The 12,624-nt window shown below is 39.9% G+C and carries 9 protein-coding genes; 7 read left to right on the top strand and 2 right to left on the bottom strand.

Annotated elements, in window-relative coordinates; translation table 11 throughout:
- Nucleotides 1–69: 69 nt before the first annotated feature.
- The 3 genes from JWQ54_RS12020 (at nucleotide 70) to JWQ54_RS12010 (ending at nucleotide 4,769) form a co-directional block, all read left to right on the top strand.
- On the top strand, nucleotides 70–1,659 hold the full coding sequence (locus tag JWQ54_RS12020; RefSeq protein WP_299584964.1) for a vitamin K epoxide reductase family protein: 1,590 nt from the start codon (nucleotides 70–72) through the stop codon (nucleotides 1,657–1,659).
- A 103-nt stretch (nucleotides 1,660–1,762) separates the two neighbouring features.
- Entirely contained in the window at nucleotides 1,763–1,969 is a 207-nt protein-coding gene (locus tag JWQ54_RS12015; protein WP_299584962.1) for a hypothetical protein, read from the top strand.
- Nucleotides 1,970–2,309: 340 nt separating this feature from the next.
- A complete protein-coding gene (locus JWQ54_RS12010; RefSeq protein ID WP_299584960.1) occupies nucleotides 2,310–4,769 on the top strand; it encodes a carboxypeptidase regulatory-like domain-containing protein in 2,460 nt (819 codons plus the stop codon).
- A gap of 3 nt (nucleotides 4,770–4,772) precedes the next feature.
- On the opposite strand, the gene JWQ54_RS12005 is transcribed toward JWQ54_RS12010, so the two are convergent.
- A complete protein-coding gene (locus JWQ54_RS12005; protein ID WP_299584958.1) occupies nucleotides 4,773–6,446 on the bottom strand; it encodes a glycosyltransferase family 39 protein in 1,674 nt (557 codons plus the stop codon).
- A 552-nt stretch (nucleotides 6,447–6,998) separates the two neighbouring features.
- Here JWQ54_RS12005 and JWQ54_RS12000 point away from each other — a divergent pair.
- Both JWQ54_RS12000 and JWQ54_RS11995 read left to right on the top strand, forming a co-directional pair.
- Nucleotides 6,999–7,517, top strand: coding sequence for a DUF2911 domain-containing protein (locus JWQ54_RS12000; RefSeq protein ID WP_299584956.1), 519 nt, complete (start codon nucleotides 6,999–7,001; stop codon nucleotides 7,515–7,517).
- A 96-nt stretch (nucleotides 7,518–7,613) separates the two neighbouring features.
- Nucleotides 7,614–8,711, top strand: coding sequence for a DUF3810 domain-containing protein (locus tag JWQ54_RS11995; protein ID WP_299584954.1), 1,098 nt, complete (start codon nucleotides 7,614–7,616; stop codon nucleotides 8,709–8,711).
- Nucleotides 8,712–8,766: 55 nt separating this feature from the next.
- Here the strand turns inward: JWQ54_RS11995 and JWQ54_RS11990 are convergent, their stop codons facing one another.
- Nucleotides 8,767–9,288 (bottom strand): hypothetical protein, encoded by a 522-nt coding sequence (locus JWQ54_RS11990; RefSeq protein ID WP_299584952.1) that lies wholly within the window; start codon nucleotides 9,286–9,288, stop codon nucleotides 8,767–8,769.
- A gap of 456 nt (nucleotides 9,289–9,744) precedes the next feature.
- Between JWQ54_RS11990 and JWQ54_RS11985 the strand changes: the two genes are divergently transcribed.
- Both JWQ54_RS11985 and JWQ54_RS11980 read left to right on the top strand, forming a co-directional pair.
- Nucleotides 9,745–11,928 carry a penicillin acylase family protein gene (locus tag JWQ54_RS11985; RefSeq protein WP_299584950.1) on the top strand — a complete coding sequence of 728 codons (2,184 nt, stop codon included), beginning with the start codon at nucleotides 9,745–9,747 and terminating at the stop codon, nucleotides 11,926–11,928.
- 185 nt (nucleotides 11,929–12,113) lie between these two features.
- Nucleotides 12,114–12,605, top strand: coding sequence for a hypothetical protein (locus JWQ54_RS11980; RefSeq protein ID WP_299584948.1), 492 nt, complete (start codon nucleotides 12,114–12,116; stop codon nucleotides 12,603–12,605).
- Nucleotides 12,606–12,624: the final 19 nt, after the last annotated feature.

Below are 12,624 nucleotides of genomic sequence, written 5' to 3'. Positions count from 1 at the left end.
TCACTATCTTTATTTATTGCTTTAAGAGATATACCTTTAATGCAATAAAAAAATAATAAACCTGGCCTTATGCTCTCATTTACTAACTATCAAAACCCCGACGCGGCTGTTAACAAATTATTAAAGGGCTTATCAATTAATATTGAGCCCGAAACTATCATCGCCGAATTAGAAAAGCATCCCGATTACCCAAGTCTGCTGGCAATTAGCGATGTACTAAACGCATTTAATATTGAAAATGCTGCTTACCGTGTAGACCAGGAAAACCTGCTCAATGTACCCTGTCCGTTTATAGCTCATACTAATATTAACAGTGGTGATTTTTTAGTGGTAAATAAAATTGATGGAGATAAGGTAAGGGTATCAAGCGAAAAATGGAACAACCATAAGCTAAGTCTTGATGAATTTAAAAAGCTATTCAAAGGCATTGTTTTAACTGCCGAACCTTCTGCAGGTTTTATAACCACTAAAACACTTTCATCAACTTTATCTGCAATAAAAGCTCCGGCAATAGCGGCAGGGTTACTAATGATCCTGGGATCAGCGCTTTTTAGTAATGGTTATTTTATTAACGTAAACTGGCAAACAGCTTTATTAACCATTTTTAAAACTGCTGGATTAATTACATCTATATTATTACTGGTACAATCAATAGACAGTAATAACCCGCTGGTGCAAAAGCTTTGTCAAGGTGGTACCAAAACCAATTGTAACGCTATATTATCGTCGAAAGCAGCAAAAGTATTTGAGGGGCTTACCTGGAGCGAGGTAGGCTTTTTTTATTTTGCAGGCACCTGGCTGCTGTTATTGTTTGGCGGCGGCTCAGCAATAATTTGGTGGACATTGGCAATTTTAAATATTGTTAGCTTGCCATATACTTTTTATTCTGTTTACTACCAGGCCCGCGTAGCAAAACAATGGTGCGTGTTATGTTGCACAGTACAGGCATTGTTATGGCTGGAGTTTATTTCATTGGTTACTAATATTCAAACCTTCTCTATTGCTTTTAGAAAGGGTCAGAGCTTGGCAACCATTATTATTTGCCTCCTTATCCCCGTTATTTTATGGCTACTATTGAAACCCCTGTTCTTAAAGCTTCAGCAAATGCTGCCTTTAAAACAGCAGCTGCGTAAATTTAAATACAATACCGACCTGTTTAATAATACATTAACGGCGCAACCCAAGTATGCCCAGCCTGATGATGCGTGGAGTATTGTTTTAGGTAATGTAGGGGCTAATAATATTATTACAATGGTAAGTAATCCTTATTGCGGGCCTTGTGCCAAAGCCCATAATCAATTAACTGAATTGCTTGAGCAGCGTGACGATATACAGGCCCGAATAGTTTTTACCGCCAATAATACTGATGAAGATATAAAAACCCCCGTAAGCCGCCACCTGATGGCTCTGAATCAGCAACCCGATAAAACAATTGTAAAACAAGCCCTGCATGATTGGTACGAACAAAAACAAAAGAGTTACGAAGCCTGGGCAAAGGTTTATCCCGTACAATTAATTGAGGCTGATTTTCAGAAGCTTGATAAACAAAAAGTATGGTGTGAAATGGCAGAGGTTACCGCTACGCCAACAATGCTGCTTAACGGTTACCGCCTGCCTGATCTATACCAGCTGCCCGATTTAAAATACATGCTTGAATAAAGCATATAAAGATACTTTGTGCACAAAAGTAAAGGAGTATGTACTTTAAAATGCATGCCACCAGCCGGGGTGTTACCGGTAAAAAACTAAAAAATACCCTTATATGAAAAAGCAACAAAAATTAAGCAGAGATGAAATGAAGAATGTTACAGGCGGGATCGGGCAAAACCAGGTTTGGCTTATCTGTAATGTAAATGGTACTCAAACCCAGGAATTAAGCCCATGTACTCCATGCCCTTATTGCACAACAGGTACATTTGTAAGATATGCCTATTCAGGAGATGAAACCCGTTGTCCTTGTTTGGCATAATGTAACTTTTCTTATTAATGCCTGGTAGTTAATTACTAACTACCAGGCATTTGATAAACGCTTCTGACTTTTTCTTGCATCTTAACTTCTTGATTCCTGACTCTCTTTTTCCTCTTCCTCAAATAAATATTTTTTCTTTTTAAAAAGATAAGTATATTTAAGCACCCAATATAAACCACCGGTATAGTTTCTTATCAATGCCTTGTTCTACACTTAGTTAGTCTTTATTTTAATAAAGGATTAATATTATAAGTATTGTATTAATTAACTTATTGGTTGCATCTAATCATAATTATCTTCAACTGGAATTAATAATATCGTTCATAAATAAATTACTCCGATGAAAAAAATACTTTTTACTATTGCGCTGTTTGTTTCCATTCAGGCAATGGCTTTTTGCCAGGGCAGCAGCCCGGTGTTAGAAAACGCGGTTTCAAAAATACAAAGTACAATTACCGACCATATTATTGAAAAAGCATATTTGCATTTCGATAGGCCGTACTCTTTTTATGTAGCCGGTGATGTAGTGTATTTTAAAGCTTATGTTACGATGGGCGAGTTGCATGAGCCATCGCGGATAAGCGGAATATTGCACGTTGACCTTATAGGTAAAAGCGATGCTTTATTACAATCAAAAACTATTCAACTTACTAATGGCATAGGCTGGGGCGATTTTTCATTGCCGGATACTTTGCAAAAAGGCAGCTACCGCATAAGGGCCTATACCAACTGGATGCGCAATGGTGATCATGCTTATTATTTTGATCAGCATATTTCCGTAAGCTCAATTAATAATGTTGACAGGATTGCCGCGGACGTAAAACTATCTGCACAGCCCATAATTGAGTTTTTCCCCGAAGGTGGTAATTTGGTGTCAGATATCCATTCAAAAGTAGCATTTAAGGCAATTGGAACCGATGGGTTAGGTATAAACGTAAAAGGAGTTATTTTAGATAATGAAAATAAGGAAGTAGCAAAAATTGCTTCAACTCATTTAGGGATGGGCGTATTTGACTTTATACCCGAAGAGGGTAAAAAGTATAAGGCGAAAGTAACTTATAACGATGGTTCACAAAGCACGGTTAATTTACCGGGGGCTGAATCAAAGGGAGTTACTTTAGCGGTTAACAGCGACGATCCGGCAAAAATCTCAATTGAAATAAAAGCTAACCGCGCTTATTTTAAAGAAAACTTAAATAAAGAGTTGAACTTGCTGGTATATTGGGGTGGCTCGGTAAAAAAAATAAGCACTAGGCTGGATAACGCTATATTAGGCCTCGATCTGCCCACAGGTACGCTCAGAACCGGGGTTTTACAGGTTACTTTATTTGCGCAAACGGGCGAACCACTGAATGAGCGCCTTGCCTTTGTTCAAAACGAGGATTTGCTAAACCTGTCACTTAAAACTGATAAGCCGTCGTTTGCAAAACGCGAAAGCATTACGTTGAACTTTAATGCCAAAAATAAAGAAGGCACCCCTGTAAACGGATCGTTCTCGGTATCAGTTATTGATGAAAGCAAAATTTTGGTTGATGAAAACGCCGGGAATTCAATATTGACACATCTGCTGCTAACTACTGATTTAAAGGGTTACGTTGAAAAGCCGAACTATTATTTTGCAAACATAACTAAAGACACCCGTGCCGATCTTGATGTTTTAATGCTTACCCATGGATATCGCCGCTTTGTGTGGAAACAACTGCTGAATGATAGCTCTCCGGCTGCGGCAGCCACTTACAAGCCAGAACGCACCATTGATATTACCGGTAAAGTGAAAAATAAAGCCGGCGCTCCTATAGTAAATGCCCAGGTTACCATGTTGCCAAACTCAGGCGGCCCGGTTAAAACATCGGCAACAGATGCAACAGGGAGCTTTAAATTTGCAGATCTGACATTTGAAACAGGCGAAAGATTTGTTTTTAAAACGCAATCATCATCGGGAAAAAAAGCCGCAATTATTACTTTTGATCCGCCTACACCGGGGGCTGCTATAGATGCTGAGAACGCAATTGATGCCAAATACAATTCAAATGCTGATATACTTGCCTCCCTGCAAAATAGTCAGAAAACAGGTGCAATAACAGCGAGTAATGATTCGAGGGTGTATTTAAAAGGCGACAAGGTTGTAAGCCCTAAACGGAATGATAATTACAGATCATCAAATTTAGGAGGTGCAGGCCATGCCGACCAGGTTATCCATGGGGATGATATTGCAGATGCGCCTACACTTGTAACCGCTTTGAATGGCATTGCGCGCGGTGTTGATTTTGCAAACGGTGTGCCATATTTAAAAACTTCGCAGATAACTACATCAGGTGGCGGTATGACCGAACCAATGTTGATTATAATTGACGGCACTAAGGGTGCACGCAATGATGGTATTGATGCAATTGCACCGCGGGCAGTTGAAACCGTTGAAATTTTAAAAGGAAATAATGCAGCTATTTATGGCCTGGAAGGCGGTGCCGGTGCTATAGTTATTACTACCAGGCAAGGATCGTCCACCCGTGCAATAGTGAGCAAGGAAATGGCACCAGGTGTTTATTCACTTACGCCAAATGGGTTTTATAAAGCAAAAGAATTTTACTCACCACGTTATGACGTTAAACTGCCGGCAACAAAACTACCTGATACGCGCACCACAATATTCTGGAAACCCGATGTAGTTACCGGTGCGGATGGAAGTGTTGCATTTAATTTCTTTAATGCTGATGGTGCCGGGACCTACAGGGTTGAGATTGAAGGTATTGACAGCAAAGGCAACTTGGGCAGGCTGGTTTATAAATATAAGGTTGAATAGTTGTTAAAAATGCCTGCTAGGTTTGGTAATTAAATATACATAGCCCAAAACATCGTGTCTGCTGGTTTTATTTATAAAAGCAAGCATGATGTTTTCCTGCGGATAATTTATAAATGAACGTATTACAGTAAACTGAGCATGGTTTTGAACCAGGTAATCCATTGAGCGCTGGTTTACATAAAATATAGATGCTTTGTTTGGTACAAACTTGTCGAATTGTTCTATCGGCACAAAATTAACCGGCCGTTTACAGTAAAATTGGAATATATTGTTTTCAGTTTTTAATGTGTAGATCCGAAAGCTGTTAAAAGGTTTTTGGTTAATGTATGCTGCCGCAGTAATTTCACCTTGGTAGGCAACAATCTCCTTAAAAAAAACAGTGTTAAGGTAAAAGCCAACAAATAGGGCAGCAGCGCAGCCAAAAAAGAAAATCCTGTTGTGAGCTTCTTTAATATTTATTGAAACCAGCAATATCACTATACCGAAAAGGATGCAATCGGCAATAAGGAATAAATTGTTAGCTGGTTTTAAAAAATAGTTTAGCAATATTACAACAGCCGGCAGTGCCACCACAAATACCCATTGCGAAATAAGCCTGAACCTGGTTCCAAACCGGCTTAATTGGTTAAAGCAAATTGGCGCCGTAACAATTGCAAATAGCGGAAAAACTGCGTTGGTATAAAACGGCAGCTGAAAGCCTGAAAGCGAAAAAAGTAATAACAACAGCAAGCCCCCACTCAAAGAATAGTACTCCGCTAATTTTTTATGCTGAAAGATGTTCTTTATATTTTTTAATAGCGCATAATAAAACAACAGGCACCAGGGAGCAAAGGCCCATAGTAAAGTATGCACATAAAAAAATATACTGCCTGATGCTGCCTTACGGTTAATTGGCCCGCTATTTATAAAACGCCCAAACTGGCTATCCCATAAAAACCATTTGATGCCTGAAACATGGTGCATGCCAAAAACTATTTTTTCGGGATGCAGATCAAACTGAATGTATAAAGCATAAAGCTCGGGCAAGGTGAATATAAAAGTAAGTATTGCCAGTGCTAACCACTTAAATTTAAACAAATCAGAAAACTTTTTTTGAAAGATGAGCTGCCCAAGCAGCGCACCGCCAATAGCAACTATTACAAACAGCCCCTTGGTCATAATGGCGCACGCGGTAAGCAGGGCTGCTAATACAAGATCAGCAAAAGTATAGCGTTCCTGTAGTTGCGAGATATGATAAATGGCGCCAATTATGAGGCCCATAAGATAAGGTTCTGCCCGCAAATCAGTGTTTGATAGTAGTACGTGCTGGGCTGTCATTAGTATCAGTACAGCAATAAAAGCCATCTCCCGGTTATAATATTTCCGGGTAAATAAATAAGTGTATAACAGGCTGATAAGGAAGAAGATCAATGCTGGTAAACGATAGGCCCATGTACTTATGCCAAATATTTTAAAGCTTAACAATATTACCCAAAAGGGAAAATGTGGTTTATCAAGCCAATCGACACTATTGTAGGTAAAAAGTTCAAAAAAATCTTTTTTGTATAGCAGGTTTTTCGCCAATGAAGCATAGAGACCAGGATCGTCGGTAAAAAATTTAACATTTATGCCGGCCATGTTAACGGCAAGCGCTAATACAAATAATAAAAGGTAGAATGTTTTATTTGTATCCTTCATTTAATGGTGTAAGCAGTTTTATAAATATACCGGCAAATATAGCTTAAGCGGTCAAATAAATTTGCAACCATAGAAGAAGGATGGTTTTTAACTTTCTTTATGTGGAAGAACTATTTTAACACGGGCCGGTGCGATTCCCCTCTCGAGAGGGGTGGAGGGGTGTGTTCGCCATTGCTTTCACTAACTCCTGGTTAGCAGGCTGTGAGGACACAGCCTGCGGGAATGATAGGATGGATTTTAAACATAAAAAAACCTCACACCTTGCGGCATGAGGCCAAAAATCACAACAATTGTTTAACCTTTCGGTCAATTCCTAACTGTAATATGATTCTGTATTTAAAACGCTACAATATTGTATTTGTTTTATAGTAAGTGCTGGATATTTAAATTATTCTAACAGCGCATCTGCAGTTAGCAGCACAAAGTTACAGGGTAATTAGCCGGGTTTCTATGTTAAAATCACTAAAAAATAATTTAAGAAAGTTAGGAGCTGAAAATCCAAATTTCGGTTTATCTTTATGTCATAATTATAACTAATAAAAAACATTTATTATGAAAGCATTATTCCAATTCAAAACATTATCAGTTTTTGTATGCGCGCTTTTTATGTCGACCATGATAATGGCGCAGGATAAAAAACCGGCAAGCCCGCACTTAGGCGTAAAAGGTACAGTAGCAGGTGCAAATATCAGCATCCGTTACGGGAGCCCTTATGTAAAAGGCCGCAAAATATGGGGCGGTTTAGAGCCTTATGGTAAAGTTTACCGCGCAGGCGCTGATTCTGCAACTACTTTTACTACTGATAAAGCAATTACAGTTGAAGGTAAAGCACTACCGGCCGGCAAATATTCATTTTTTGTTATCCCGACTAAAAAAGGACAATGGACCGTTATTTTTAACAAAACTGCTGAGCAATGGGGTGCTTATAAATATGATCAGGCTCAGGACCAGCTGCGCGTAATGGTAACTCCTAAAGCACATCCAATGAGCGAATCACTTACCTATGCAATTACAAAAAATGGTTTCAGCATGAACTGGGATAAAATAAGCATCCCGGTTTCTATAAAATAATAACCCTAACTTATACCTGATTACAATTAGAGCCTTCTGTATTTACGGAAGGCTTTTTTATTTGCCAACACCTGCATATTGCTATATTTACCACCGATGGTAAACAAAGTAAATAGAAGAGCATTAATAGAAAAAGCTATAACTATAGCAGTACTTGCTGTTTTTATTTGTTTACTGATGATATTTGCCGGCTATCCGCAAGCAATAGAGCATTATTTTTCCAAAGGTTTTTACCCGGTTATTTGTTACCTGCTGCATCCCGTTCTTAATATTTTTCCATTTAGCATTGGCGATATACTTTACATCCTTGCTATTATTTACCTAATTTATGCATTTGCCAGGTTTATAAAACTGCTTTTTAAAAAGGAGTTTATGCAGGCCGTTTTTTTATTGGGCGGCATGATTGTAAAAGTGCAGGTGGCTATATTGTTTTTTTATTTGTTTTGGGGGATGAATTACTTCCGCCCATCAGCCGGCGAAAGATTAAATCTTAGGGATACCAACTATACTACGACCAATCTTAAAGCGGTTACTGCTATGCTTATTGATAGCGCCAATGCCTGCCGTGCCCGTTTAATCCCCGCCGACCTGGCGCAGAATAACAGCACAATATACCAAACAGCTGTGCAGGCAGTAAGTAATTTATCAAGTGATTCTATTAATTTTCGTACTTTTCATCCGGGTGTTAAGCCATCCATATTAACGCCTTTGCTCAATTATATTGGCACATCCGGGTATTTTAATCCATTTACCGGCGAAGCACAAATAAATTACCAGATGCCGGTTTTTAACAGGCCGGTAGTTGCCTGTCATGAAATGTCGCACCAGATGGGATACGGGCCAGAGGACGAGGCCGATTTTACAGGTTTCCTGGCGGGAATCGGCTCCCGTGACAGATTACTTCGTTATTCAGCCTACCATCTCGCTGTTGACGAATTTATGCGCGCCTTATATTATCGCGATAGCTTATCAAACAAACAACTAAAACCCCGCATTTCAAGGGCGGTTCATCGGGATTTTGTAACAGAACGGGCTTACTGGATAGCTTACCAAAACAAGGCTGAAATTATAACCGGTATTTTTTATGACCGTTTTTTAAAAGTTAATAACCAACCCAATGGCCTTGACACCTATAACAGGATGATTTTATTAGTGATGGCGAAATATGGGAAGTCCATGGTCCATAGTCAATAATTATTAAAATACTCTCTGCGAACCAAACTGCCCACTGCCAACTCTCAACTGCCCACTACAAAAGAACCCCCGCTTCTGTAAATTTCAAATCGCTGTGGCCAACCATTGCTGAACTGGCATAACCGTTATCATTGATCAGGAGCTTTTCGTTTTCAGCCCGGATATGCAGGCGGTCTACAAAAGACTCACCAGTTACCCTTATTACTACAACGGGGGCCTGTACATCAAGCTCCGCCGAAATATTATGCTCCAGGCTCATTGCCGATTCATCATCAAGCTGGTGCACGTGGATAATTGGCGTTCCGTCAAGCCGTAATACTTTTACACTGTCACGGTCTGTTTTAATGGTATACGGAGCTCCGGTTATCGGCTTGTTTGATAATATGGTAACCGGTGTGCCGTCAGTATCCTTAATGTCAAGGTCAACATCCAGGTAAGTGTTTTCTGCAGGGGCTGATGTGTCGTGATAAATGGCATTTATCCTTAAAAAATATTTCCAGTTCCCTTGTGTGCCGGAGCTTATTGTTTTGCCCGGAACAATAAAAGCACTCGAGCCTATTACAAATGCGTATTTCATAGTTGTGGGTTTATCCCATAGTAATACTACAAGCATCAAAAATGTTTCCGTTATTTTTAAGGAAATTGCGGATTTTGATAAAAAAAGAAATGTAAAGCAGAATGCGGCTTGAAATTGGTATAAAAATCCATCCCAAAAAAATGCGTTCGGTATCTCACCCCCGAACGCACACAACATCATTCAAATAATGTTGATCAACTAAATCTCAGATGTCATATTTTATGAAAATCCAAGCTCTTTATGTAACTGACGATCAGATCAGTAAAGTGAATTTTTAATTATTGTATAGCCATATCAAATCCTATACCTAATTATACAATTTTGAGCTATATTAGATACAATATTATGCCAACGCGATACATTAAGCTTTATTATATTTTAATAACTGTAATAACAACGCTAATTTATAATATCGCACAAAAATGACACATTTATTATAAATTTCTCAGCAAAATTATGGTTACAATAAAAAAACAATTATTTATCGCGTTAATACTATCACCACTATTTACCATTGCCCAAAAATATTCATCAGCACAAATAAAACACTTTAAACAAGAGGCTGCCGCAGTAACCATAATACGCGATAACTGGGGAATACCTCATATTTATGGCAAAACCGATGCTGACGTTGTTTTTGGGCTGATGTATACCCAATGCGAAGATAATTTTAAGGGGATTGAACGAAACTATTTATACCAGATGGGCAGGCAAAGCGAGGTTGACGGCAAAAAAAAACTTTATACTGATGTGCAATTGCAATTAATTGCAGATACTGCCGATGCCATTAAAGATTACAAAGCTGCTGCCCCATGGTTTAGGAAGTTAATGGATGTTTTTGCCGACGGTGTGAACTATTATTTATACAAACATCCGGAGGTTAAACCTGCTGTTTTTCAACACTTTGAGCCATGGTATGCTTTGATGTTTACTGATGGCAGTGTATCGGCAACAGTTACAGGTGGCATAAATTTAAACGAGACTCAAACATTTTATGGTGACACTTCCGAAAAATTGGGAGCAGTTTATAAACCCGCTGTTGATGACAGGGAAACCGGCTCCAACGGGTTTGCGATTGCGCCATCAAGATCGGCATCAGGGCATGCCATGCTGTACATTAATCCGCATGTTCCGTTTTACTTTCGGAGCGAGGTGCAATTGGTAAGTGAGGAAGGGTTAAATGTTTACGGCGCGGTTACCTGGGGCCAGTTTTTTGTTTACCAGGGGTTTAATCCGCACTGCGGCTGGATGCATACAAGCAGCAATGCTGATGTTGGCGACCTGTATGCCGAAAAGGTAATGAAAAAAGACGGGCAATGGTATTACGAGTATGATGGAAAGCAAAAACCTGTTACTACCCGTAAGCTGGTAATGAACATTAAAAATGAAGCGGGAGTGGAGCATAAAACCATAACGGGCTTTTACACCCAACATGGCCCCGTGCTTGCCAGCCGCGACGGCAAATGGCTGGCGCTAAAGGCCAACAACCGCTCATACAATGCCCTGCTTGAATCGTGGCTGATAACCAGGGCCAATACTTTTGCCGAATATAAAAAGGCAATGAGCCTGCTATCGAATGCTACCAACAATACGGTTTATGCGGACGACCAGGGCAACATTGCTTTTTGGTACGGCAACTTTATGCCCAAACGCAACCCGGCTTATGATTGGCGCCTGCCTGTTGATGGCAGCACTCCGGCAACCGAATGGCAGGGCCTGCACAACGTTGACGAAATTGTGCATGTGTATAACCCTGCAAACGGCTGGATCCAGAATTGTAACTCAACGCCGTTTGCATCATCAGGCAGGTACAGTCCGGATAAAAATAAATACCCGGCATACATGGCGCCCGATGGACAAAACTTTAGAGCGGTAAATGCTATTAAGCTGTTGAGTGATATAAAAAACCTTACGCTTGATGAGCTGATTGACAAAGGCTATAATCATTACCTGGCGGCCTTTGATGTATTGCTGCCGCCGCTGTATAAAGCCTATGATACCGCGCCCGATTCGGTTAAGCAATCGCTTGCCAGGCCGGTAAAAAGTATGCGTGAATGGGATAAATATTCGGCAATTAACTCCACACCAACTACACTGGCTGTTGAATGGGGCACATTACTGCTGCGCAAATTGCCAGGTGCAAAAACTGAAGAGGAAGGAACCTATCAAACCGAACGCATAGACACTTTAATACAAACGCTAACTGCCAAAGAGCAGCTTGACATCTTCGCCGAAGCCGTAAATAACCTTAAAACCCGTTATGGCAGCTGGAAAATTAAATGGGGCGACATTAACCGTTACCAGCGCCCGGCGGATGGGATAACGTTTAATGATGATGCGCCGAGTCTGCCTGTTGGCGGGGTTTCATCGGCATTTGGGCAGTTGCCATCATTCCAGAGCCGAACAATGAATACTAAAAAGAGGTATGGATATTCGGGCAACAGCTTTATTGCTGCTGTGGAATTTGGTACCCGGATTAAGGCGAAAACTATTATTACCGGCGGTCAGTCATTCAATCCGGCTTCAAAACATTATACAGACCAGGCTGGCATGTATATTGAAGGTAAGTTTAAGGATGTTTTGTTTTATAAAGCCGATGTGCTTAAGCATGCTGAAAAAACCTATCATCCGGGAGAGTGAGGCGAAAGAAGCAAGAATTCAAGACACAAGAATCAAGAAACGGAAGGTATGCTTTATTCTTTTTTCATTCTTGATTCCTGACTCTTGTTATCTTGATTCTGAATTAATCAAAGTATATTTGGTAATTGCACAGTTAGCCTGTGCCTTTTAAAAAAATAACATATTGAGTAAACAATTACTGTTGTATGAAAAAATACCTGTTCCTTTTGCCGGCAATGCTTTTGGCAACCTTAAATATGTACGGGCAAAGCACAAAGTTTAGTGATCTGATTTATTTTACCAGTTTAAGTAACGGCGACGTGCACAATACTTTATTGCAGGGAAAATCCTTCAGGCAGGATTACAGTGTAGATGTGAACGGGCGCCAGCTTGAGTATTTTAAAAATATAGGAACTAAACCCAATACCGAAAAAATTATGGTAGGCGATTATACCAGGCTTTATGATGGTACAATACTGCATACTGTTAACTATACGTCTACCGATCCGCAGCACATTATAAACATGATAGCCCAGGCTAAACGCTTCGGCCTGGAAATGAAATTTCACGGTGCCGACGAAGCAAATAACATTTACCTGTTCGACAGCAGCTTTTACCAAGTAAGCATTTACCTGCGCCGCGATCAAACATCTGGCCTGGTTGAGATAAAGCAGAAAGAGTATTTGGGACTGGAGTAGGTTCAGGAAAAGTTTGCAG

It is taken from the genome of Mucilaginibacter sp., assembly GCF_028288225.1.
GTDB lineage: Bacteria > Bacteroidota > Bacteroidia > Sphingobacteriales > Sphingobacteriaceae > Mucilaginibacter.
This window is presented reverse-complemented; position numbering and strand designations above follow the sequence as displayed.

What these genes read in the sequence shown, in the direction of transcription:
- JWQ54_RS12020 (WP_299584964.1), top strand. Translation starts at nt 70, where the DNA reads ATGCTCTCATTTACTAACTATCAAAACCCCGACGCGGCTGTTAACAAA.
- JWQ54_RS12015 (WP_299584962.1), top strand. Translation starts at nt 1,763, where the DNA reads ATGAAAAAGCAACAAAAATTAAGCAGAGATGAAATGAAGAATGTTACA.
- JWQ54_RS12010 (WP_299584960.1), top strand. Translation starts at nt 2,310, where the DNA reads ATGAAAAAAATACTTTTTACTATTGCGCTGTTTGTTTCCATTCAGGCA.
- JWQ54_RS12005 (WP_299584958.1), bottom strand. Translation starts at nt 6,446, where the DNA reads ATGAAGGATACAAATAAAACATTCTACCTTTTATTATTTGTATTAGCG.
- JWQ54_RS12000 (WP_299584956.1), top strand. Translation starts at nt 6,999, where the DNA reads ATGAAAGCATTATTCCAATTCAAAACATTATCAGTTTTTGTATGCGCG.
- JWQ54_RS11995 (WP_299584954.1), top strand. Translation starts at nt 7,614, where the DNA reads ATGGTAAACAAAGTAAATAGAAGAGCATTAATAGAAAAAGCTATAACT.
- JWQ54_RS11990 (WP_299584952.1), bottom strand. Translation starts at nt 9,288, where the DNA reads ATGAAATACGCATTTGTAATAGGCTCGAGTGCTTTTATTGTTCCGGGC.
- JWQ54_RS11985 (WP_299584950.1), top strand. Translation starts at nt 9,745, where the DNA reads ATGGTTACAATAAAAAAACAATTATTTATCGCGTTAATACTATCACCA.
- JWQ54_RS11980 (WP_299584948.1), top strand. Translation starts at nt 12,114, where the DNA reads ATGAAAAAATACCTGTTCCTTTTGCCGGCAATGCTTTTGGCAACCTTA.